Source organism: Paramesorhizobium salinisoli (genome assembly GCF_003335045.1).
Lineage (GTDB): Bacteria > Pseudomonadota > Alphaproteobacteria > Rhizobiales > Rhizobiaceae > Paramesorhizobium > Paramesorhizobium salinisoli.
Window position 1 is genome coordinate 147619 of sequence record NZ_QOZG01000005.1, and the last position, 23181, is coordinate 170799.

The following is a 23181-nucleotide window of genomic DNA, read 5'->3' on the forward strand; positions in this document are numbered from 1 at the left end:
TGCGGGGGAGATGTCCGGCAGGACAGAGGGGGGCGAGACGCACGCTGACGTTCATCGTCATCCCCTCAATTCTTCAAATTGACCATCCGTTCCACCGCCATGCGCGCACGCTCGGCGACGGCCGGGTCGACATGGATCTCCTCGCGCATGAAGACGAGGCTTTCCAGTATCTTCGGCAGGGTGATGCGCTTCATGTGCGGGCAGAGATTGCACGGCTTGATGAACTGGACGCCGGGCACTTCGGATTCGATATTCGACGCCATCGAACACTCGGTGACGAGCAGCACCTTGGGCGGGCGGTTCTTCTTGACGTAATCGATCATGCCGCTGGTCGAGCCTGCAAAATCGGCGATGGCGACGACTTCTGGCGGGCATTCGGGATGGGCGATGATCTGGATCGAGGGATCGGCCTCCCTGTAGGCGACGAGTTCCGCCGCCGTGAAGCGTTCGTGCACTTCGCAGTGCCCCTTCCAGGTCAGGATTTTCACATGGGTCTGCGCGGCGACATTCTGCGCCAGGAATTCATCTGGAATGCACAGCACGCGATCGACGCCGAAGCTTTCGACAACCTGGACCGCATTGGCGGAGGTGCAGCAGATATCGCTTTCCGCCTTCACATCGGCCGATGTGTTGACATAGGTGACGATCGGCACGCCGGGATAGGTCTCGCGCAAGAGACGCACATCGGCGCCGGTGATCGACGCGGCCAGCGAGCAGCCGGCCTTCATGTCCGGGATCAGAACTGTCTTCTCAGGATTGAGCAACTTCGACGTCTCGGCCATGAAATGCACGCCGCACTGGACGATGATCCCGGCATCGACCCTCGTCGCCTCGCGGGCAAGCTGCAGTGAATCCCCGACGATATCGGCGACGCAATGGAAGATATCCGGCGTCTGGTAATTATGCGCCAGGATGACCGCATTGCGCTGCTTTTTCAGCCGGTTGATCGCAGCGACATAGGGCGCATAAACGGGCCATTCGATGCGCGGAATGTGATGCGACACGCGCTCGTAAAGATGCTCCGTCTCGCGCGCCACCTCGGGCGTGAACTCAAGCGACGGCATGTCCACGACGCCGAACCGCTCGGCGGCGGATGCTCCCGCAGAGAGGCCCGCACGGATTGCTGCTGCACTGGTCGTCATGTAACGCCCTCCCGGCATTTATACTCACATTGAGCATATATATGACCAAAAGAAAAACGGCAAAGTCATCATGGCCGTCCTGGAAACACATAAGGCGACTTTAAGCCCGCTGCAAGCCGCCCTGTCATAAAAGTTTCGTGTAGCGCATTTGTGAAGGTTTGCGTGACCTTGCTTGCCGGCGGTGTCGATAACCATCAAAATCTGTGAACGGATGTTCAAACCAATTCGTTTGTCTGAAGTGTCGGATCGGGTAATATTTATTCTCACCTGAGCGAAAACCCGCTCTGATTTTTGTCGCTCCGGGATTCCCGCCATGGCCCAGTCGCCCGCCACCAAACAAGACGCCCTGCCCTGGCTGATCATCATCTCCGGCTGCCTCATAGCGCTCATGACCTTCGGGCCGCGTTCGGCCATGGGCATATTCCAGTTGCCGATGCTCACCGAAAAGGGATGGGATCGCACCACATTCGCTCTCGCGATGGCCCTGCAGAATTTGTTCTGGGGCGCGGGGCAGCCTTTCTTCGGCGCGATCGCGGACAAATACGGCACATGGCGCGTGCTACTCCTCTCGGCGATCTTCTATGCCAGCGGCCTCCTCCTGATGGCAAATGCGGATTCGCCTACCATGCTTCATGTCGGCGGCGGCATTCTGGTCGGGCTCGGCGTTGCCGCCGGTTCGTTCGGCATCGTGCTGTCGGCTTTCGCGCGCAATGTTTCGGCTGAGAACCGCACCTTTGTCTTCGGCCTCGGCACGGCGGCCGGGTCGGCCGGCATGTTCGTCTTCGCGCCGATCAGCCTCGGCCTGATCGAACGCTACGGCTGGTCGGATGCGCTGGTCTATATGGGCATCGCGATGCTGGTGATCCCGATCCTGGCGATCCCGCTGCGCGGCAATTCGACCAGCGGCCGCATCAGCCAGAGCACCTACAAGCAATCGATCGGCGCGGCGCTGCGCGAAGCGCTCGGGCACAAGAGCTATCTGCTGCTCATCTCAGGCTTTTTCGTCTGCGGTTTTCAGGTCGCGTTCATCACCGCGCATTTTCCGGCCTATATCGCCGATATCGGCATCGAACCACGTTATGCCGTATGGGGGCTGGCGCTGATCGGCTTCTTCAACATCATCGGCTCGCTCGCCTCGGGGGTGATCAGCCAGCGCTATTCCAAGCCGATCTTCCTCGCGCTGCTCTATCTCGCGCGCTCTGTCCTGGTCACAGCCTTCCTGCTGCTGCCGCAAACGGGCATGTCGGTGCTGATCTTCTCCGGCCTGATGGGACTGCTCTGGCTTTCCACCGTGCCGCCGACGAATGCGCTGGTCGCCATCATGTTCGGCACGCGCTATCTTGGCATGCTGGGCGGCATCGTCTTCTTCTCGCACCAGATCGGCTCGTTCCTCGGCGTCTGGCTCGGCGGCTATCTCTACGACCGCTTCGGCTCCTACGAGCCGGTCTGGTGGTTCGGTGTCGCGCTCGGCCTCTTCGCCGCGGCCGTGCATTGGCCGATCCGCGAACATGCGGTCGAGCGGCCGGCGCTTCAGCCTGCGGAGTAAATAGTCAGGGGTGTGGCGCGGCGATTTTCGCCAGCATGGAAAGAAAACCAGACCGCGCCTCCGGTGCCGTCTGGGCGCGCGGCTCCCAGACGTGGCGGGCGAGGAAATAGCCGGTCATGCGAAAGGCATCGTCGATCTCGGCGACCGAGACGGCGCGGACCCGGTTGTTTGAAACAAAGCCGGGCATCGGCAGGAGCTTGTCGGCCCAGGGCTTTCCGGCATCGCGCGACACCGCCCTGCCTGATTTCGGCGAGACATAGACCAGATGCTCGCGGCTTCCCGTCGCCGCGCAGGATTGCAGATCGAGGCCGAAGCCCAGTTCCTCCAGCATCATGATCTCGAAGCGCAGCAGCAATTCGCCCGCCGCCAGGGGATCGTCGAAATGCTCGATGATCAGCGCAAGCGTCTCGAAAAGACCCGGGTGAGGATCGCGCTCGGGCAACAGGCGCAGATGCGCCGCGGCAAGCTGGATGCCGTAGAGCGCCACCGGCATCTCGATCAGCCGTGCGGCGGCGAAGCTCAGGGGTTCGACCTGGAAAGCGCCGAGATGTTCGTCCAGCCGGGCGTGCCATACGGCGTCGACCCGGTTTCCCGGCTGTAGCAGCGGCTGCATCTTGCGCGAACGCCCGCCCCGCACGATACCCAGATGCCGGCCATGGGCGCGCGTCATCAGCTCGACGATAGCGCTCGTCTCGCCATGCCGCCTCGTGCCAAGGATTATGCCTTCATCGCGCCATTCCATGAGAGAGCCCATTTAGGGTGAAAAGCTGGTTCTGCTGCATTTTGTTTTTTTGAATAAAAACGCTGGCGGGACAGCGCCCCCCTCTGTCCTGCCGGACATCTCCCCCGCATGGGGGGAGATTACGCTGTCATTTGCGTTGGCGCCAACCGCGAACGTTGCAGGGAAAGACACCCCATCGACACCAGCTAATCTCCCTCCTTGCGGGGGAGATGGCCGATAGGCCAGAGGGGACGCCTAGAACCAGCGGTTCTAATACTACGTGAAAGGCCCCTATTGCGGGAAATCAAGTCCCATTTCCCGATAGCGTTCGGGATCGTTGCCCCAATTGTCGCGCACCTTGACGAAAAGGAAGAGATGCACCGGCTGTTCGAGGATTTCGGCGATGTCCTTGCGCGCTGCCTGGCCGATGGACCTGATCGTTTCGCCCTTGTGGCCGAGCACGATCTTCTTCTGGCTCTCGCGCTCGACATAGATGACCTGCTCGATGCGCACCGAACCGTCCTTCTTTTCCTCCCAGCGCTCCGTCTCCACCGTCGAGGCGTAGGGCAGTTCCTCGTGCAGGCGCAGATAAAGCTTCTCGCGCGTCACTTCCGCCGCGAGCTGGCGCATCGGCATGTCGGAAATCTGGTCTTCGGGATAATACCACGGGCCTTCCGGCAGCGTCTTGGCGAGATAGTCGCGCAGATCGTTGCAACCAGAGCCGGTGAGCGCCGAGATCATGAAGGTACGCTCGAAGGCGATCTTTTCATTGGCGGTCGCCGCCAGCTTGAGAAGCGACGGCGGATCGACACGGTCCACCTTGTTCAAAACGAGGATCTTGGGCTGGCGCACCTCCTTGAGGCTTTCGAGGATCGCCTCGGCCTCCTCGTTCAGCCTGCCCTGCGCATCGATGATGACCAGCACCAGATCGGCATCGCGCGCGCCGCCCCAGGCCTTTGTCACCATGGCGCGGTCGAGGCGCCGCTTCGGGCGAAAGATGCCGGGCGTATCGATCAGGACGATCTGCGTGCGGTCATGGATCAGGATGCCGCGCACCAGCGCGCGCGTCGTCTGCACCTTGTGCGTGACGATCGAAACCTTGGTACCGACGAGATGGTTGACCAGGGTGGACTTGCCTGCGTTCGGGGCACCGATGAGCGCGACGAAGCCGGAGCGCGTCGGCGCGCTGGTTTCCCCCTCCCCTGATGGAATGGACTTGTCGGTCATAGTGTTCCTTCTTTCAATCGCATGATCCTATCCAGAAAGTCTGCAACTTTCCGGGATCATGCTTTTTTTCAGCCGCATGATCTCGTCCAAAAAGTCTGCAACTTTTCGGGATCATGCTTGTGGGCGCGTCCATACGCCTTCACGGTATAATATTTCTATGGCCGCATTCTGCTCGGCAATCCGCTTGGACCGCCCTATGCCTACCGCGGGAACGAAGCCTGGAACCTTCACCTCCACCGTGAATTGCGGATCATGGTCCGGTCCGGTGCGGCTGACGATGCCGTAGACAGGCTGCACCCCGCCCTGCTGATGCGCCCATTCCTGCAATTCGGTCTTTGCGTCACGGCGGCCAGCGCTGGTCACCCGGGAGCGCGGCTCCCAGTAACGCTCGATGAACGGCCGCACCGCCTCAAGACCGCCTTCGAGATAGATGGTAGCGATGAGCGCTTCGACCACATCGGCCCGCACGTTCAAAAGGCGCTTGTCCGTCATCAGCGCCTTGATATCGGCGCCGGTACGAATCAGCACGTGAAGGCCGATCTCATCGGCGATCGACGCGCAGGTTTCGGCGTTGACGAGCGCGTTGAGGCGCACCGACAACTCGCCTTCATCGGCATTCGGAAAGGCCATGAACAGCATTTCTGCCACCACCAGCCCAAGCACGCGATCGCCCAGAAACTCAAGCCGCTCGTAATTGGTACCGGCCTTCTGCCTGGCGCTCGAATGGGTCAGCGCCCGTTCGAGCCGTGCAGGATCGCTGAATTTATGCCCGGTCTTCTCTTCGAGAAACTGCGCGATGTCGACTTTACCAGCCATGCGCAGCTCCAGGAAGCAGATATTCGCAGAATTCGGCCTTCACAGATCAGTTTCCGCCTACGATATGCGGTGCCGCATTGACGGATGTGAACAGGCGGTTCAAGCGGATATCCGCCGGCCAGCGCCACAACTCAAGCGGGCTCGCGCCGCCGGCAATGGAGAAGAAGATCAGATTGGCGCGGCCAACAAGGTTCTCAAACGGCACGTAGCCGACCGTGAAACGGCTATCGAGCGAATTATCGCGATTGTCGCCCATCATGAAATAATGGCCGGCAGGGACTTCGAAGACGCGGGTGTCGTCGCCGATGGAATTGGGCGAGAGCTCGAGCGTATCATAGCTGACGCCGTTGGGCAGCGTCTCGCGATAGACATCGACCGGGCGGTTCTGCTCGGTAATGTCAGGGTTGTCGATCTCGCCAATCTTCTCGCGCTTGACCGGGACATCATTGATGTAAAGCACACCCTGGCGCATCTGGATGCGGTCGCCCGGCAGGCCAACCACGCGCTTGATGTAATCGACCGACGTATCGCTCGGCAGCTTGAAGACCACGATATCACCGCGCTTCGGCTCGCTCGCCCATATGCGACCCGAGAACAGGTCCGGCGAGAAGGGCAGCGAGAAATGCGAATAGCCATAGGAAAATTTGGAGACGAAGAGGTAATCGCCTTCGAGCAGCGTCGGGCGCATGGAGCCGGACGGAATGCTGAATGGCTGGAACAGAAGGGTTCGGATGATCAATGCGAGGACCAGAGCCTGCACGACGACGCTCAGGGTTTCACCCAGACCGCCGGATTTTTTCACTTCGCTCTTGTCGGACACGCTCATTTGATCTCCGCTTGCAATAACGCGTTCTATTAGCCGTTACGATTGCGTGAAGCAATCCGGCCATCGGCAGATGCCTGAAGATTAGTTAAACCCAAAACGCCGTTCATGGGCCGGTCATACCTGCGAAGGCAGGGCTTCGATAATGACAAATGCCTGTGCGAGAGGGAAATCATCGGTAATTGTCAGATGTATGGCGGCGATATGCCCGGGAGGCGTCATGCGTGCGAGTTGCGCGGCCGCACCGTTGGTCAATTGCATGGTCGGCTGGCCGGAAGGTAGATTGACGACGCCCATGTCCCGCCAGAACACGCCGCGCGACAGGCCGGTGCCGAGCGCCTTGGCGCAGGCTTCCTTGGCCGCGAAGCGCTTGGCATAAGAGGCGGCGCGCTGCGCACGCCGATCGGATTTTGCCTGCTCGACCGGTGTGAAGACCCTATCGGTGAAGCGCTGGCCGTGACGTTCAAGCGTCTTTTCGACCCGTCTGATATCGATGAGATCGCTGCCGATGCCAATGATCATGCGCTGGATACTTCCGATTTCAGAACGCCTGCATCGCTCTTGCCGGAAGAGCGCCCAGTGAGCCTTTCCAGGCGCTTGCGGCGGAAGGCGGTGATTGCCCAGCGGGTAACGACATAGACGACCAGCGCGAAGATAAGCCCGAGCACGGTCGAGCCGAACAGCATCGGCTTCAGCACCGGTCCCCAAACATCGTGGAAATCGAAATGGGAAAGCATGCGCCCGAGATGGGCCGGCCTGTCCGCCGACAAATCGCCGGTCAGCATGAAGCGCCCGAACTCGAAGGTTGCGCCCCAGATAACCGGGATGGTCAGCGGGTTGGCGACAGTTGTCCCAAGGGCGGCTGCGGCAATATTTCCCGCGAAAATATAAGCGAGAACGATGGCGATGATGATGTGAAACCCGAAAAACGGCGTGAAAGCCGAAAAAACGCCCACCGCCAAACCAGCCGCAATCGCGTGCGGCGAGGCCGTGATGCGCATGATGCGCTTGCTCATGTAACGCATCGAGCGCGAAAAAGACCGGCGCGGCCAGAGATAGGTGCGCAGTCTTTCCCCGAGGCTGGCTGGTTTGCGGCGTTGGAAAAGCATTCCGGTCTCATACCTGTCCGGCGCGCCGGAAACAATTGGAATGTTGCCTATATGGGAATCGATCCCAGCGATTTACAGAGAAGGCGCCTGGCGCTGCGCAAGCATTCCGCTGCGATAGAATCGTGGCGAAACGCCCAGCATACGCTTGAACATGGTGGTGAAGGCCGGCACGCTGTCATAGCCCAGATCGAGCGCCACGCTCGTCACCGGCTCACCATCCGCAAGGCGCGGCAAGGCGGCGAAAAGGCAGGCCTGCTGTCGCCAGAGCGAAAAACTCAGGCCGGTTTCGCGCTGAAAGCTGCGTGTGAACGACCGGCGGCTCATGGCAAGCGCTGCCGCCCATTCATCGATGGTGGCGTGCGGCGACGGCTTTTCGACGAAGCGGCGGCACAGGGCCGAAAGGCGCGGATCAGCCGGGAAAGGCAGGCCCAGCGGCTGTTCCGGCAGGTTGCGCAATTCGTCCAGAAGCAGGCTGATCACCAGCGCCTCGCGGCTGCCCGGCGGCGGATCGTCGTCCGACGTCACCGCCTCGACGATGAGACACCGCATCAGATCCGTCAACGCCACCACATGGAGATGCATCGGCAGAGCGTCCCTCGCATGCGGCGCAATATAGATGGAGCGCATGCTGACGGTGCCGAGCATCTCGACCGCGTGATGAACGCGGGCCGGTAGCCAGATCGCATGTTCGGGGGGCACCATCCAGCGCCCGGCATCCGTCGTCACCAGCACGACCCCGGTGAGCGCATAGAGAAGCTGCGAACGGTTATGGCGGTGGCGCGGAACGAGATAGCCATCCGGATATTCGGTCCGCAACGCCACGACAGCGCTTTCGATTTCCTCCAGCCAGAGGACGCGCTGGTTGTGCAGGCGATTCAGTTCATCGCCGGCAACAGATGCCGGGATGAAAGGGGGGAGAGGTGAAGATGGCATCAGGGTTGGCCCACTCGCGAAAGAAATGGACCAAACCACGAAAGCGGGTTTTTCGCAACTTCTGTAAGAACGATGCTGCAATCGCGTTCCGTAACGCTCATGGGCCTGCGCCATGACGACGCAATTCTTGAAGCATTTGGTATCTGGAGCATATCGTGACCGACACAACCGCCGCGGCCCCTCCCGCCATTACCCCTGCCGCTGAGGCGACGGCCATCAGCATCATCCTCGCGGTCAGCTTCTGTCACCTGCTCAACGACATGATGCAGTCGCTGCTCTCTGCGATCTATCCGATGCTGAAGACGGATTATAATCTCGATTTCTGGCAGATCGGGCTTCTGACCTTCACCTTCCAGGTGACTGCCTCGATCCTCCAGCCGATCGTCGGCATGTATACGGACAAGCGGCCGATGCCGTATTCGCTGCCTGTCGGCATGACGTGCACCCTCGTCGGGTTGATCATGCTTGCCTCGGCGCACCATTATTCGCTGCTCCTGGCGGGCGCCGCCTGTGTCGGCCTCGGCTCTTCGATCTTCCATCCGGAATCATCGCGCGTGGCGCGTCTGGCCTCGGGGGGGCGTCATGGCCTAGCGCAGTCGCTTTTCCAGGTCGGCGGCAATTTCGGCACAGCCATCGGCCCGCTGCTCGCGGCCTTCATCGTGCTACCGCTGGGCCAGTCCAGCGTCGCCTGGTTCTCGCTCGCCGCGCTTCTCGGCATGTTCATCCTGTGGAAAGTCAGCAACTGGTATACGCGCTATCGCACCGCCAATGCCAATCGCCCGGCTCCCGACCGGACGCTGCCGCTGCCGCGCAAGACGATTGTGATCTCGCTGGCCGTCCTGGCGCTTCTGGTCTTCACCAAGAATATCTATATGGCGAGCCTGTCGAGCTATTACACCTTCTACACCATCGCCAAGTTCGGCGTTTCGGTGCAGACCTCGCAGCTCCTCCTGTTCCTGTTTCTGGGCGCCGCTGCGCTCGGCACGATCCTCGGCGGCCCTATCGGCGACAAAATAGGCTCACGCGCTGTCATCTGGTTCTCGATCCTCGGCGTGCTGCCCTTCACCCTGGCGATGCCCTACGCCGATCTTCCCACGACGGCAGTGCTGACCGTGATCATCGGCTTCATCCTCGCCTCGGCTTTTCCGGCTATCGTCGTCTTCGCGCAGGAGCTGGTGCCGGGCCGTGTCGGGATGATCGCAGGGCTGTTCTTCGGCTTCGCCTTTGGCATGGCCGGTATCGCAGCGGCGGTGCTTGGCATCGTCGCCGATGCCAAGGGCATATCGTTCGTCTACACGATCTGCTCGTACCTGCCCCTGCTTGGTCTGTTGACGGTGTTCTTGCCGAATATGCGGAAAATGCGTACAGCGAACGCTTGAATGCTTTCAGATATTTCTGCTTCCCGGTTTGACGGCAGGTATCGCCGCCAGTTCGGGAGGCAGATTGTCTGGCGTGTAAGCCGGAACCTCATATTCGGCGAGCGCGATCAGCCGCGTGCCGACATCGGCCTTTCCCGCGGAACGGTCGACGATGCAGGCGGCGGCGAGCACATCGGCCTTCAATTCCTTCAGGCAATCGATGGTCTCGCGGATGGACAGGCCCGTCGTGACGATGTCTTCCACGATCACCACCCTGGCGCCTTCGGGAATGGCGAAGCGCCTCAACCTGAAAACCCCATTTTCCCGCTCGACCCAGATCGCCGGCGCGCCCAGATGCCGTGAGGTCTCGTAGGCGGGAATGAGCCCGCCAATGGCTGGGCCGACGATGTAATCGATCTGCCCGAGCCCTGCCGCCTTGATCTTTTCAGCCAACGCCTTGCAGAGCTTCTCGGTCTTGTCGGCATGCATGAAAACGCGGGCCTTCTGGAGGAAGACCGGGCTGCGCAGGCCGGAGGTCAGGATGAAATGGCCTTCCAGAATGGCTCCCGCCTCGCGGAAGACGGCAAGCACGTCGTCGGTATTCATGAGCACCCGTTTCTCATCATTCGCTTCAATTTTCTCCCGCTGCCAGCGGGCAAATTAAAGCCCCGCACGATCAGCGGGGCTCAGCAAACAGATAGCCGCCAGCGATGTCATGATCAATGGGAATGACGGGGGGTATGGCGGGCCTTGCGATCCTCACGCTCGCGATCCTTGCGGGTCACGTAAAGCATGATGCCCGCGATTACCAGGCCACCAGCAGGGGCGATCATGAATGTCAGAAACTGGGCAATTGTCACGACATCAATCCTTTCAGGATGCGCCTTGAGGCTAAATGTAAGGCCAAGGAGGCCAAAAAGCAAATTACGCTCGTGATCGCTGTAGCGATCCCCGGGCCTTCGGCACCGATGCTGGCAACCAGCGGGTTGAAGGTTCCAACGGCGAATATGGCGATCGCGATGCCGTTGAGATAGTTGCCCGTCAGTTTTGTGCGCTCATTGTGGATCAGGGTCATTTCCACTCTATCCGTTCACCCGCCGCACGTCGCTGACGCAGGCGCTTTCCTTCAATTGCGAGATGATGCGGTTGAGGTGCTTCAGATCCCATACTTCGAGATCCATGACCATTTCAGTGAAATCCGGCGCGGCGCGTACCATCGACAGATTCTGGATATTGGCGTCGTTGGCGGCGGCGACCTGGGCGATCTCGGCCAGGGATCCCGGCGAATTGATCGCCGAGACGCTGATACGCGCCGGGAAACGCTCCTTCATCTGCTCGTCGATATCCCAGCGCACGTCGATCCAGCGCTCCGGCTGGTCGTCATAGGCGGTCAGCGCCGGCGACTGGATCGGGTAGATGGTGATGCCCGCACCGGGCTGCAGGATGCCGACGATACGGTCGCCCGGCACAGCGCCTTCCGGCGAGAAACGCACAGGCAGATCGCCGCTCGTTCCCCTGATCGGCAAAGCGCGCTTTCCGCCGCTCTCCGTTCTTGCCCCGGCTGCCAGCCTGGCGCCCGCTTCACCACCTGCCTCGCTGCCTGCCTCGCCGCCTGTCTCACCACCTTCGGGCACCTTGAAGATCATGCCGGCGGCGTTCTGGATATTGAACCAGCCCTTCTCGCCGCGATTGGCCGGGCTTTGCAGCGTGACGCGGGTATCCTGATAATCGGGATAGACGGCCTTGACCACGTCGGTCGAGGGCAGTTCGCCGCGCCCGACGGCGGCCAGCACGTCCTCCACGTCCTTGCGCGCCAGGCGTGGCAGACCCTGTTTCAGGCTGTCCTTGGAAAAGGTCTTGCCCGCGCGCTCGAAAGCGCGCTCGAGGATGCGCATGCCGAGCCCGGAATATTGCTTGCGAACGGCGGAGCGGGTGGCGCGGCGGATGGCGGCGCGGGCCTTGCCGGTGACGACGACGGACTCCCAGGCGGCGGGCGGCACCTGCGCCTTCGAGCGGATGATCTCCACCTCGTCGCCGTTCTGCAATTCCGTCATCAGCGGCATGATGCGTCCGTTGACCTTGGCGCCGACGCAACTGTCGCCGACATCGGTGTGCACCGCATAGGCGAAGTCGATCGGAGTCGCGCCACGCGGCAGGGCGATCAGACGGCCTTTCGGCGTGAAGCAGAAAACCTGGTCCTGGAAGAGCTCCAGCTTGGTATGTTCGAGGAACTCTTCCGGATTGTCACCTTCAGCCAAAGCCTCGATGGTCTGGCGCAGCCAGGCGTAGGCGTTGGTCTCGGTCGAGATGACATGCGGATTTTCCGCGCTGCCGCGATCCTTGTAGATGGAATGCGCCGCCACGCCATATTCTGCGATCTCATCCATCTCGCGCGTGCGTATCTGCAATTCGACACGCTGGCGCGACGGGCCGATGATGGTGGTGTGGATGGAGCGATAGTCGTTCTGCTTCGGCGTCGAGATATAGTCCTTGAAACGCCCCGGCACCATTGACCAGGACGTATGGATGATGCCCAGCGCCTGATAGCATTCCTCGATCGTATCGACCACGACGCGGAAACCGAAAATATCCGACAATTGCTCGAATGAAAGCGCCTTGGTCTCCATCTTGCGGAAGACCGACCAGGGCTGTTTCTGGCGGCTCTTGACGCTCGCCCTGATGCCCTTCTTCTCGAAAAGATCGGAGAGATCGTGCTCGATCTTCTGCAGGACGCCGCGGTTCTTCTCCAGAAGCTCTGCAAGGCGGTCGGTAACGGCCTTCCACGCTTCGGGATTGATATAGCGGAACGCCAGTTCCTCCAGTTCCTCACGCATGTCCTGCATGCCCATGCGACCGGCGAGCGGCGCATAGATATCCATCGTCTCCTCGGCGATGCGCAGGCGCTTGTCCTCACGCATGACGCCGAGCGTGCGCATGTTGTGGAGCCGGTCGGCGAGCTTGACCAACAGCACGCGCACATCCTCGGAGATCGCCAGGAGCAACTTGCGCAGGTTTTCCGCCTGGACCGCCTTCTTGGAGACAAGGTCGAGCTTCTTCAGCTTGGTCAGCCCCTCGACCAGCTTGCCGATATCGGGGCCGAACAGCCGGTCGATCTCCTGTCGCGTCGCGGTGGTGTCCTCGATGGTGTCGTGCAGGAGCGCGATGGCGATGGTCGCCTCATCGAGATGCATGTCGGTGAGGATGGCGGCGACTTCGAGCGGGTGGGAGAAATAGGGATCGCCGGATGCCCGTTTCTGGGTGCCATGCTTTTGCATGGCATAGACATAGGCCTTGTTGAGAAGCGCCTCGTTGACCTCTGGCTTGTAACGCTGGACGCGTTCCACAAGCTCGTACTGGCGCATCATCGACCGGCTCTCCTCATCACACAAACATGCGCCGCAGCTTCGGGCCACGGCGCATGTCGAAATAGACATTGAAAGGGTAAATACGCTCTGATTTTTTTACGCCGCAGCGTAAAAAAGCGTACTTCTCCGCTATCAGTAGTCGTCGCTCTTTTCGGGAGCGACAAGGCCTTCGATGCCGGCCAGAAGCTCTTCTTCCGACATGCGGTCGAACGAAACAACGTCGTCTTCGTCCGCATCGGCAACCACGGCGGCGACTTCCTCGGCGCTGCCCGTCAACTGCGGCACGGCCACCGCCTCGGGCTCATCCACTTCCACATGCTTCTGCAGCGAGTGGATCAGATCTTCCTTCAGATCACCCGGCGAGAGCGTCTCGTCCGCGATCTCGCGGAGAGCCACGACCGGGTTCTTGTCATTGTCGCGATCGATCGTGATGTGAGCGCCCTGCGAAATCTGACGCGCACGGTGGCTTGCCAGCAATACCAGCTCGAACCGGTTTTCAACCTTGTCGACGCAATCCTCAACGGTGACGCGGGCCATTGGGTGCCCCTTTCATATTTCAAGTCGATTGACGGGATTTCCCTGCACATAGCGCTTGCGCCTATAAAAAACAAGCAAAAGCGGCATGAGCGTGACTGCACATCGCATCTTCGACGACGGCCTCCGCAACTTGCAGGCACAGGGAAGCACCCCCGCTATACAGAAACTATACAGGATTTGCACGCAAAAATACTATAACGCAACCTTATTGCAACCATAGATTGCTTGGATTTTATTAACAATCGTGTACAAGGGCGAAACGGCATGGTTAACATTTTGCCTACGCTCACCTAAATTTCAGTCGGTTTCCCCAATGCGTGTGAAACCGTAAGAATGGATTTTTGAAACATGTTCGATTCCCGCGAGAAAATCGCGCTATTCGTCGACGGTGCCAATCTCTACGCCGCATCCAAAACACTCGGGTTCGATATAGACTACCGCAAGCTGCTCAAAGCATTCCAGAAGCGCGGCTACCTTCTTCGGGCCTATTACTATACGGCGCTGGTAGAAGACCAGGAATACTCCTCGATCCGCCCGCTGATCGACTGGCTCGACTATAATGGCTACAGGGTCGTTACCAAGGCAGCCAAGGAATTCACCGACTCGGCCGGTCGCCGCAAGGTCAAGGGCAATATGGATATCGAACTGACGGTCGATGCCATGCAATTGACTGATACGGTCGATCATTTCGTCATCTTCTCAGGCGATGGCGACTTCCGCTCGCTGGTTGAAGCGCTGCAGCGCAAGGGCCGCAAGGTCAGTGTCGTCTCGACGCTCACCACGCAGCCTCCGATGATCTCCGACGATCTGCGCCGCCAGGCCGATCATTTCATCGACCTGATTTCGCTCAAGAGCGAGATCGGCCGCGATCCTTCCGAACGTCCGGTGCGGCGTCAGGAAACGGAAGAGGACGACGGCGACTATTGATCATCGGGCTCTGTCGCGGCATTAGGAAGCATGATTTCAGAACCCTCGCCCGACTGCGCCATCTGCCCTCGCCTGCATGCCTTCATAGCCGAGTGGCGTGACAAGGAACCGGACTGGCACAACGCGCCCGTCCCGCCTTTTCTTGCCAGCGGAGGCGATGACAGTGTCCAGCTCCTGATCGTCGGGCTCGCGCCGGGCTTACGCGGGGCGAACCGGACGGGGCGTCCCTTCACCGGCGACTATGCCGGCGATCTGCTCTATCGCACGTTGGGCGATTTCGGTTTCGCACGCGGAAAATTCGAGGCGCGGCCGGATGACAGCCTGGAACTGGTCGGCGCAGCCATCGTCAACGCCGTGCGCTGCGTACCGCCCGAGAACAAGCCGACGGGCGCTGAAATCAACCATTGCCGGCAGTTTCTCACACCGGTCATCAGGCGCTTTCCCAATCTGCGCGCTATCGTGACGCTCGGCACCATCGCGCATCAGTCGACCATTCGCGCGCTCGGCAAGCCGGTCTCGAAATACCCTTTCGGCCACGCCCGGATGGGCATCATCGACGATCTCCGGATTTTTTCGAGCTACCATTGCTCGCGGTACAACACCAATACCGGCGTGCTGACGGAGCAGATGTTTCGTGACGTATTCAGATCGGTGCGGGACTTTCTCGACGGCAAAGCCGGAACAGGGCTCGACGGCAAAGCCTGAACGGGGCTCGACGGCAAAGCCGGAACAGGGATAGCTATCCCTTGTCGCGCAGGAGACGGGATTTTTCGCGGCTCCAATCGCGCTTCTTCTCGGTCTCGCGCTTGTCGTGTAGCTTTTTGCCGCGAGCGACTGCCAGTTCCAGCTTGGCCCGGCCGCGATCGTTGAAATAGAGCTTCAGCGGCACGACCGTCATGCCTTCGCGATTGACCGAATTGGCAAGGCGCGCCATTTCCCGGCGGCTCACCAGCAGCTTGCGCAGGCGGCGCGGATCGTGATTGAAGCGGTTTCCCTGCGTATATTCCGGAATATAGGAATTGATCAGCCAGAACTCGCCGTTCTCGAAGCTCGCATAGCTTTCGGCGATGTTGGCCTGGTTGGAACGCAGCGATTTGACCTCCGTGCCTTGCAGCACGAGACCCGCCTCTAGCGTATCGAGGATTTCGAAATTGTAGCGCGCCTTGCGGTTTTCCGCGATGAGTTTGCGCGCTGGAGCGTTTTTTGGCTTGTTCATGATGCTTTATATATAAGGCGGCTCAGAGAGGACAGCGCCGCCGAATATTAATTGATAAGCCCCGCATGCTTCATAGCAAGGTCGATGCGTCCGGCCGTCTCCGGTTCGATCGGCACCAGCGGCGAGCGCAGCGTGTTCTCCATGCGCCCCAGATGCGCCAGCGCATATTTCACGCCACCCGGATTGGGTTCGATAAAGAGCGCCTTGTGCAACGGCATCAACCGGTCCTGGATGCCCAGCGCCGTGGCGAAATCGCCCGCAAGGCAGGCCTTCTGGAGTTCAGAGCAAAGACGCGGCGCGACATTGGCCGTCACGGAAATGCAACCTGCTCCGCCATGCGCGTTGAAACCGAGAGCGGATGCATCCTCGCCGGAAAGCTGGATGAAATCGTTGCCGCAGGTGATGCGTTGTTCGGAAACGCGCTCGACCTTGCCCGTCGCATCCTTGACGCCCACGATGTTCTTGTGGTCGCGGACAAGCGATCCCATCGTCTCGGGCGTCATGTCGATGATAGAGCGGCCGGGGATATTATAGATGATCACCGGCAGGGATACTGCCTTGGCCACCTGCGAATAATGCGCGTAGAGGCCGCGCTGGTTCGGCTTGTTGTAATAAGGGGTGACAACGAGCACGGCATCGGCACCAGCCTTTTCGGCATGCTGGGCAAGCTCGATGGATTCGCGCGTATTATTGGAACCCGCACCGGCAATAACAGGGACCCGGCCCTTCGTCTCCTCGATGCAGACCTCGACGACACGCTTGTGCTCAGCATGGGAAAGCGTCGGGGACTCGCCCGTCGTGCCGACCGGAACCAGCCCGTGCGAGCCTTCCTCGATCTGCCAGTTCACCAGTGCACGGAAGGCTTTCTCGTCAAACGCACCATTTGCATCGAATGGCGTGACAAGTGCCGTAATGGACCCCTTCAGCATCGGTGAACTCCCAGATATATGCTCGATATGTGTAAAAACGATGCGGCTGGCCTGCCGCGAGGCGCTGCACCATAGTCTTGCCACAGGTCTGGAGCAAGGGCATTTGACAGAAGTTTGACAGGTTCAAGACCGGCGGTCCGATAACCTTTCGTTAACGTTGCTTTCACTGATCGGCTCTTATGATTGGCCACTATCGCTGGCCTCTAAACAAACACAGATGGCACAGGGCGGAAACCTTCCTTGAGTAAATCTCCGAATTCTGATCTGGTCTTGTTCATGCAATCAGCAGTTTCAGGACGAAACATCTGGCGTAAGGCCCTCCTCACCGGCTGCGTTATGGCTGTCGGCATGCCGGAACTTGCGCAGGCGCAAGTCCTGCCAGCCCCTCCCGGGCATGTGCCGGTACCCTATGCCAGCCCGTTTGCCCCAACCGCGACGCGGCAAGTGCCGGCAGCGCTGGTCAAGCCCGATCCTGTCATCACCTCCGGCATCGTTCAGCCGGAGCGGCCTGGCGCGATCGATGGGACGTTGAAGACCGGGCTGGACGCGCTCTACGGCAAGGATGCCAGACGCGCCATGGCGATCCGCAACGGCATGCCGCGTCAATCGCTCGACCGGCAGATCCTGACCTGGGCAATCGGGCTTTCCGGCGCCAACGGCGTATCGAGCGCGGATATTGCGGAAGCTGCCGAGGAATTGCAGGGCTGGCCCGGCATGGCAGCACTACGCCGTAATTCGGAGTACGCCATCTATAAAGAGAACCCTCCCGCACGGGTGGTGATCTCAGCCTTCGGGAATACGAAGCCGAAGACGAGCGAAGGCATGATCATCCTTGCCCGCGCCTATCTGGCGGAAGGCAACAGAGACAAGGCGCGGCAGGTCCTGGCCCCGGCATGGCGCAATGAGAAACTCGATGCCGGTGACGAGCAGCTCATCCTGCGGGAATTCGGGCAGGTTTTGACGCGCGATGATCATATGCATCGCATGTTGCGGATGCTCTACGCAAACCGTATCCAGTCGGCAGGCCGTGTCGCCAAGCTGGCGAATGCGCAATCGCTCTATGAGGGCTTTGCCGCCGTCGCGCAGAAATCACCCAATGCCGAAAAGAAACTTGCCGCCGTCGACAGTTCCTGGCGCTCGAATCCGGCCTATATTTTCGCGAGAATTCAGTATCTGCGCCGTAAGGAGCGATATAGCGACGCCGCCGAACTGATGCTGAAGGCGCCACGGGATGCTGCTTCCCTTGTCGATCCCGATGCATGGTGGAACGAGCGGCGCTTGCTCTCACGCGAGCTGCTCGATCTGGACAAGCCCGAAATCGCCTATCGCCTCGCCTCCGCCCATGCGGCCGAGACGCCGGCCATGGCGGCGGAAGCAGAGTTCCATGCCGGCTGGTATGCGTTGCGGGGCCTGAAGGACGCGAAAGCCGCCCACCGCCATTTCGCGCGTATCGCGGAGATTTCCTCCCGGCCGATGTCGGCTTCACGCGCCTATTATTGGCTTGGTCGCGCGGCGGAAGCCGGCGCCGGTGGCGATTCCCGCAATTATTATCGTCGAGCGGCGCATTACGGCACGACCTTTTACGGCCAACTCGCCGCGGCGAAGCTCGGCGAGGCGCGGCTGGAACTGCCCTATCCCAAGCCGACCACCGATGACCGGGCACGGTTCGAGCATCGCCATGCGGTGCAGGCGATCCGTCGGCTGGAAGCGATCGGCTATGGCACGCGAGCGGATATGCTGTACCGGGATCTCGCGCAGGAACTCGACAGTACAGGCGAAGTGGCGCTCCTGGCCGTCATGGCGGAGCGCAACGGCAAGCATTACGTGGCGCTCAGGGTCGGCAAGGCGGCAGCGGCGCGCGGCCTGGACGTCGGCGCACTCTCGCATCCGATCGGCGCCATTCCTGATAGTGCCGACATCAAGGGATCGGGAAAGGCGCTTGCCTATGCCATCGCCCGGCAGGAGAGCGAGTTCAACGTCTCGGCCGTTTCCAGTGCCGGTGCGCGCGGCCTGCTGCAGCTTCTTCCGACAACCGCCAAGGAAGTCGCCCAGCGCGCCGGGATGAGCTATTCCAAGCCGCGCCTGACCACCGACGCTGCCTATAACGCCACGCTCGGCTCGCATTTCCTCGGCGAGCAGATCGACCGTTTCGATGGCTCCTATATCCTGACCTTCGCGGGCTACAACGCCGGACCACGCCGGGCGGCCCAATGGATGGACAGATACGGCGACCCGCGCGGCAAGCCAATCGATGAGGTCGTCGACTGGATCGAACGCATCCCATACACGGAAACGCGTAATTACGTGCAACGGGTGATGGAGAATTACGAGGTCTACAAGGCCCGGCTTGATGGCAAGATGGATATCGAGAAGGATCTTGTTCAGGGGCGGAACTGACGAAGCGCTATCGCTTAAAGCATCGGCCCGAAACCGTTTCGGGCTTCGGGCCGATACATCAATCCGATAATTTACAGCGCCCGCAGGAACGCCCTGCCCCCCTTGGGATCTGGCCTCGGGTATTTTCAGAATAAAGTGGAAACGCTCCTAAGAATCAGGCCTTGGGCTTCGGCGTGGTCTTCTTTGCTGCAGGCTTGCGAGCCTGCGGCTTTGCGCTGGTAATGCTTTCAGCAGCGGTTTCGACCTTTGCAGCAGCCGCCTTGACCGCAGCGACGACACCGGTTTTTGCGCCAGCCTTGCCCGCTGTCATAGCAGGCTTGGCCGCAGCGGCCGTGGATTTGCGAGCAGGCGACGGCTTGGTTGACGTGGCCATTGACGTAGGTTTGGCGGCGGCTTTTGCCCCTCCGGCTTTCGCCGTCCCCGTTGTCGCATGACTGGTCGTGACTTTTCCGGCTTCCACGCGCTTGGTGAAATCGGTACTGCCGCCACTCGCGAGCGCTGCGGCCTCGCTCACCCAATTTTCACGTTGAATACGTCCGGGGAAGCCGATCTTCCTGTTGATCCAGGCGATTTGCGCAGGAGTCCACGCGGCGATCTGGTCGAAGTGGAAGATACCGACGGCGTTCAATTCCTTTTCCAACTCGTCGCCCACGCCTCTTATCAGGGTCAGATTATCCGGCTTGCCGCCTCGCGCAGCCTTAAGCGCCATCGGCGGCGTTTCGGCCGCTGTCGCAGTTGGGGCAGACGAGGTGACGGAGGCGGCCGGCTTCGCAGCCGGTTTCGCTTTCGCTGCGGGCTTTGCCGCAGGTTTTGCCGATGCGCTGACCGAAGCGCTTGCTGCGGCAGATGCCGCGGTGGCCGGCGTTTTCACTGCGGACGGCTTGTTCACTGCAGACGGCTTGGCTGCCTTGCCCGCGGTTTTGCTCGCCGGCTTGGCGACGGTCTTTGTCGTCGCGGCTTTCGTCGCCCCGGCTTTCGCCGTTGCGGTCTTCGCCTGGGGCTTCACGACCGAGGCGCCTGATGGCGCAGCCGGTTTGGCATCGGCGGCAGCCGCGTCAGGAGAATAGGGTATGGCCAGGGCGGATGCAGCCGCAGTACGGCTGTTCGTCGTTGCCGTGTAACGCTTGTACAAGGATCCGATCATGCAACCCAGAACGAACGCAACAGCAATCAGTATGGCCAATTGAATGATGAGTAGCAGCATGCGGGCATCTCCTTCAGGCGAAAGGCCTCATCCGGCACAGAATGACAGTTCAGTCTCGGGCCCAGGTCTCGGGCAAATTACAAAACGGATACTAAAGTTTTCGTCAGTGCTTTACATCTGAAAGTCGCATCATGCGCTATTTCTTCCGAATGTGGTCAATCCAACGTAAAGTCCAATTCCAAAAGCAATAAGCAAAACGAACCAGAATGTACTGATTAGATACATCATCGGATGTCCTCGCGATTCTCCAGCCATAAAACGATACAGAACTGAATTCGAACGCCTTTTGCCGGCCAAGTCAATCGCTCAGTTTACTTTGACGAAGGCGGAAGGATAGAATTGGTCGGCGTAGCTCCATCGGGCTTGTCGCCGACAGCATCTGGAGCCTGAAGCGGCGGTACTATGCGCGCGGAAACCAGCTTCCCTCCGCCAGGCAGCACGCCCGCGACGGCAGTCACCAGCACTTCATAGGCATCGCGACCGGCGGCGTCGCCCCTGATCGTATAGTCGAGGCCGCTGATCGAGGCCTCTCCCAAAGACAGGTCCGCCAATTGCGAGACGGCGAAGCCGGCGAGCGCCGGAAAGCCCTGCGCGGCACCGCGCGCGATCGCCATCTCATCGGTGACCCGGATACCGGGCATGGCACGTTCGGCAATTGTCAGGATGTCTTTGCGCGCCGGGCCCGGCGGGACATTGCCGGAAAGGACGACACCCTCCTCGGTTTTGACGGCGTGAAAGACGAAGGGCTCTGCCAGCGGCGGAAGCACCGCCAGATTTTCGACACTGCGCACGCCGGACACCGCGGCAGCGGTCTCAGCCGCGGCAGCCTGCGCCCGCTCATCCGGCGCGACGCCCTTCAATGTCAGGTCACGCCCGTCGAGATCGACCGTCGCCCAGGATTGGTCGCCGGCGAGCGCGGCGGACGCCCGGGTTGCGAGATCCTTTTCGATCGCTCCCGAGCTGAACCACACGGCAAGAACCGTCAGCAAGGCTGTTGTCGTTGCACCCGGCCAAAACCAATTTTTCCAGAGCCAGTTCTTCAAAGCCGTCCCCTCCTGTTGGCAGATCATGCCCATAAACAGCCTCAACTCTGCTCATGGGCCATCCGCATGCGGCATACGCATTATCATACGCATATACGAGAACGCCTCCTGCTCATTCGAAGGCCCATGCAACAATGGATGGCGTCGAAGCAGGAAAGCCGAACTGTTGCTGAAAAATGCCTGGAGATCAAGGTTGGAGGATCACGCCTGGCAAACAGATCGATCGGGAAATGCGGAAATCCGGCAATTATAACAAAGGCGTTTGAGAACGAAAAAACCCGGCAGCCGAAGCTGCCGGGTTCCATTTAGCCAATCCGGATCGGATTAGAACGAGCGCTGGAAGCGGATCATGCCGCCCCAAACATCGTCATCCGAGCCGGTCAGATCTTCGGATTCCTTCACGTACAGAACTTCCGGAGTAATCGTGAAGCCGGGAACGAGCTCGTAAGCAACGTTGGCTGCAACGGCGAGCTGCTCAGAGTCGTCGAAGGAAACCTGCGCGTTGAAGGTCGCCTTGTCGGTGAACTTGTAGCTTGCGCCGACCCAGCCAGCCCAGTCACCACCCCACGAAGCATAGAAGTTGTCGCGGAAGTTGGCGTAATCGCCATCGGACTGCCATGCGCCCATCACGAACACTTCGAAAGCGTCAGTGATGTTGACGTCGATGCGACCCTTGACCGCATACTCTTCGTAGTTGGCGTCATAACCGATAACGGCGCCGATCGAACCCCAACCCTGGGCCCACTTCAGACCGCCGACGATGTGCGGCGTGTAAGAGTCGATCGTGTACTCATCTGCACCCTGTTCAGCCGACACGATAGCCGAGAAGCCATTGCCGCCAGTGAAGGTGTAGCTGATGAGCGTGGTGTCGTAGCCTTCCGGCTCGATCACATCATCGTTGATGACGTTGCCGGCATATCCGAGGAACGTACGGAACGCTGTTTCGTCCTTACCGATGCGCAGGCCGCCCAGTTCGATGTAGGCGAAGTTCAGCGTAACGGCGTCGTTCGAAGCGAATGCGCCGTAACCGAAATCATTTCCGTCAGCATCTACGAAGCTATCGTTGTCATTGTTCGTGTCCCACTGGAAGCGGGTCTCGGTGTAGGTGCGCAGCGTGCCGAGTTCGGTTTCCGAAGCGGTATGCGTGCGCAGCGTGAAGCGCATGCGCTTGCGCCAGGTGTCATTGTAGTTAACGTCACCGTCGTCGCGGAAATCCTTGCGGTCGAGGCCCTGTGCGCCGAGAGCATCGCCGGCGCCCATGTCGTAACGCAGATATCCGGAGATGCGCAGGCAGGTTTCGGTGCCGGGGATGTAGAAGTATCCAGCGCCGTAAGCATCGCAGACGCGGACATATTCAACGGGTTCCGGCTCGGCAACGACGACAGCGTCGGCAGCGCGAGCGCCGGAAACTGCGACGAGAGCCGCAGCGGAGCCGAGAAGCAGGCTCTTGATGTTCATTTCTGACCTCCAGTCAAAGTTAAAAATGGGTCTGGGCATTCTGATTTGGCTGAAGGACAACCTGTCCCCATCCCCTACGCGAAAAAGTCGCCCCGAAGCGCTCCCTCTTCTGGAGTGACCATACTCGCCGGGGGTTCCGTTTCAACACCGAATAGCATCGACTGGGGGGGCAACTGGCGCTATGCCTACCCGCTGTTGCAGAAAAGTCACGAAATTGCCCCAGACATGGCAGCTTCTCTATGATTCATTAACAGGGAGCGGTGCGCTTTCCTTCTCCTTAACCCTTCCAACTGTTCCAAATCGGGGCCTGTGGGAGGGAATCAGGGCAGAATCGGCCCTGAATGCCGTGCCTGTCCGTCGCATCGGCGCGGTTGCCTCTTGTGTACAGCGCTATCCATCCTGCCTGAATCGGCGTCCGAATTGGGCTTTG

Annotated in this window: 23 protein-coding genes; 5 read left to right on the top strand and 18 right to left on the bottom strand. The window is 60.2% G+C overall.

Features of this window, described 5'->3' with window-relative positions:
• Nucleotides 1–65: 65 nt before the first annotated feature.
• Nucleotides 66–1142 carry a quinolinate synthase NadA gene (nadA, locus tag DUT91_RS12985; protein ID WP_114440839.1) on the bottom strand — a complete coding sequence of 359 codons (1077 nt, stop codon included), beginning with the start codon at nucleotides 1140–1142 and terminating at the stop codon, nucleotides 66–68.
• A 313-nt stretch (nucleotides 1143–1455) separates the two neighbouring features.
• Here nadA and DUT91_RS12990 point away from each other — a divergent pair, with 313 nt between their 5' ends.
• Complete coding sequence (locus DUT91_RS12990; protein WP_114440840.1) at nucleotides 1456–2688, top strand: MFS transporter; 1233 nt, start codon at nucleotides 1456–1458, stop codon at nucleotides 2686–2688.
• A gap of 4 nt (nucleotides 2689–2692) precedes the next feature.
• Here DUT91_RS12990 and recO read toward each other — a convergent pair whose 3' ends face one another.
• The 7 genes from recO to DUT91_RS13030 all read right to left on the bottom strand — a co-directional run bounded on the left by recO (nucleotide 2693) and on the right by DUT91_RS13030 (nucleotide 8317).
• Nucleotides 2693–3430, bottom strand: coding sequence for a DNA repair protein RecO (recO, locus tag DUT91_RS12995; RefSeq protein WP_114440841.1), 738 nt, complete (start codon nucleotides 3428–3430; stop codon nucleotides 2693–2695).
• A gap of 270 nt (nucleotides 3431–3700) precedes the next feature.
• Entirely contained in the window at nucleotides 3701–4636 is a 936-nt protein-coding gene (era, locus tag DUT91_RS13005) for a GTPase Era (RefSeq protein ID WP_114440843.1), read from the bottom strand.
• Between the two features lie 111 nt (nucleotides 4637–4747).
• Nucleotides 4748–5452: a ribonuclease III gene (rnc, locus tag DUT91_RS13010; RefSeq protein WP_114440844.1), complete on the bottom strand. Its 705-nt coding sequence runs from the start codon at nucleotides 5450–5452 to the stop codon at nucleotides 4748–4750.
• A gap of 46 nt (nucleotides 5453–5498) precedes the next feature.
• Nucleotides 5499–6278, bottom strand: coding sequence for a signal peptidase I (gene lepB, locus DUT91_RS13015; RefSeq protein WP_114440845.1), 780 nt, complete (start codon nucleotides 6276–6278; stop codon nucleotides 5499–5501).
• 114 nt (nucleotides 6279–6392) lie between these two features.
• Complete coding sequence (acpS, locus tag DUT91_RS13020; protein ID WP_114440846.1) at nucleotides 6393–6797, bottom strand: holo-ACP synthase; 405 nt, start codon at nucleotides 6795–6797, stop codon at nucleotides 6393–6395.
• Nucleotides 6794–7384 carry a type IV secretion system effector BspA gene (gene bspA, locus DUT91_RS13025; protein WP_114440847.1) on the bottom strand — a complete coding sequence of 197 codons (591 nt, stop codon included), beginning with the start codon at nucleotides 7382–7384 and terminating at the stop codon, nucleotides 6794–6796. The genes acpS and bspA overlap by 4 nt, the downstream gene beginning before the upstream one ends.
• Before the next feature lie 72 nt (nucleotides 7385–7456).
• Nucleotides 7457–8317, bottom strand: a complete 861-nt coding sequence (locus DUT91_RS13030) for an AraC family transcriptional regulator (RefSeq protein WP_114440848.1) — start codon at nucleotides 8315–8317, stop codon at nucleotides 7457–7459.
• A 155-nt stretch (nucleotides 8318–8472) separates the two neighbouring features.
• Between DUT91_RS13030 and DUT91_RS13035 the strand changes: the two genes are divergently transcribed.
• Complete coding sequence (locus DUT91_RS13035) at nucleotides 8473–9696, top strand: MFS transporter (RefSeq protein WP_114440849.1); 1224 nt, start codon at nucleotides 8473–8475, stop codon at nucleotides 9694–9696.
• Nucleotides 9697–9702: 6 nt separating this feature from the next.
• Here DUT91_RS13035 and pyrE read toward each other — a convergent pair whose 3' ends face one another.
• From pyrE to rpoZ, 5 genes are all read right to left on the bottom strand, one after another.
• Nucleotides 9703–10281, bottom strand: coding sequence for an orotate phosphoribosyltransferase (pyrE, locus tag DUT91_RS13040; protein ID WP_114440850.1), 579 nt, complete (start codon nucleotides 10279–10281; stop codon nucleotides 9703–9705).
• Between the two features lie 113 nt (nucleotides 10282–10394).
• Nucleotides 10395–10535 (bottom strand): hypothetical protein, encoded by a 141-nt coding sequence (locus tag DUT91_RS25790; RefSeq protein WP_160113643.1) that lies wholly within the window; start codon nucleotides 10533–10535, stop codon nucleotides 10395–10397.
• A complete protein-coding gene (locus DUT91_RS13045; protein ID WP_245419702.1) occupies nucleotides 10532–10750 on the bottom strand; it encodes an amino acid transporter in 219 nt (72 codons plus the stop codon). The genes DUT91_RS25790 and DUT91_RS13045 overlap by 4 nt, the downstream gene beginning before the upstream one ends.
• A gap of 7 nt (nucleotides 10751–10757) precedes the next feature.
• A complete protein-coding gene (locus DUT91_RS13050; RefSeq protein ID WP_114440852.1) occupies nucleotides 10758–13040 on the bottom strand; it encodes a RelA/SpoT family protein in 2283 nt (760 codons plus the stop codon).
• A 132-nt stretch (nucleotides 13041–13172) separates the two neighbouring features.
• On the bottom strand, nucleotides 13173–13577 hold the full coding sequence (rpoZ, locus tag DUT91_RS13055; RefSeq protein ID WP_114440853.1) for a DNA-directed RNA polymerase subunit omega: 405 nt from the start codon (nucleotides 13575–13577) through the stop codon (nucleotides 13173–13175).
• Between the two features lie 348 nt (nucleotides 13578–13925).
• Here rpoZ and DUT91_RS13060 point away from each other — a divergent pair, with 348 nt between their 5' ends.
• Together DUT91_RS13060 and DUT91_RS13065 are read left to right on the top strand one after the other, a co-directional pair.
• Nucleotides 13926–14504 (top strand): LabA-like NYN domain-containing protein, encoded by a 579-nt coding sequence (locus DUT91_RS13060; protein WP_114440854.1) that lies wholly within the window; start codon nucleotides 13926–13928, stop codon nucleotides 14502–14504.
• 30 nt (nucleotides 14505–14534) lie between these two features.
• Entirely contained in the window at nucleotides 14535–15209 is a 675-nt protein-coding gene (locus DUT91_RS13065) for a uracil-DNA glycosylase (protein WP_114440855.1), read from the top strand.
• Between the two features lie 34 nt (nucleotides 15210–15243).
• Here DUT91_RS13065 and smpB read toward each other — a convergent pair whose 3' ends face one another.
• Together smpB and dapA are read right to left on the bottom strand one after the other, a co-directional pair.
• Complete coding sequence (smpB, locus tag DUT91_RS13070; protein ID WP_114440856.1) at nucleotides 15244–15720, bottom strand: SsrA-binding protein SmpB; 477 nt, start codon at nucleotides 15718–15720, stop codon at nucleotides 15244–15246.
• A 47-nt stretch (nucleotides 15721–15767) separates the two neighbouring features.
• Nucleotides 15768–16649, bottom strand: a complete 882-nt coding sequence (gene dapA, locus DUT91_RS13075; protein ID WP_114440857.1) for a 4-hydroxy-tetrahydrodipicolinate synthase — start codon at nucleotides 16647–16649, stop codon at nucleotides 15768–15770.
• 348 nt (nucleotides 16650–16997) lie between these two features.
• Between dapA and DUT91_RS13080 the strand changes: the two genes are divergently transcribed.
• Entirely contained in the window at nucleotides 16998–19046 is a 2049-nt protein-coding gene (locus tag DUT91_RS13080; RefSeq protein ID WP_114441177.1) for a lytic transglycosylase domain-containing protein, read from the top strand.
• A gap of 154 nt (nucleotides 19047–19200) precedes the next feature.
• Here DUT91_RS13080 and DUT91_RS25515 read toward each other — a convergent pair whose 3' ends face one another.
• From DUT91_RS25515 to DUT91_RS13100, 3 genes are all read right to left on the bottom strand, one after another.
• Nucleotides 19201–20250, bottom strand: coding sequence for a hypothetical protein (locus tag DUT91_RS25515; protein WP_147272182.1), 1050 nt, complete (start codon nucleotides 20248–20250; stop codon nucleotides 19201–19203).
• A gap of 311 nt (nucleotides 20251–20561) precedes the next feature.
• Nucleotides 20562–21320, bottom strand: a complete 759-nt coding sequence (locus tag DUT91_RS13095) for a BON domain-containing protein (protein ID WP_160113644.1) — start codon at nucleotides 21318–21320, stop codon at nucleotides 20562–20564.
• 297 nt (nucleotides 21321–21617) lie between these two features.
• Nucleotides 21618–22751 carry a porin gene (locus tag DUT91_RS13100; RefSeq protein ID WP_114440861.1) on the bottom strand — a complete coding sequence of 378 codons (1134 nt, stop codon included), beginning with the start codon at nucleotides 22749–22751 and terminating at the stop codon, nucleotides 21618–21620.
• Nucleotides 22752–23181 lie beyond the last annotated feature (430 nt).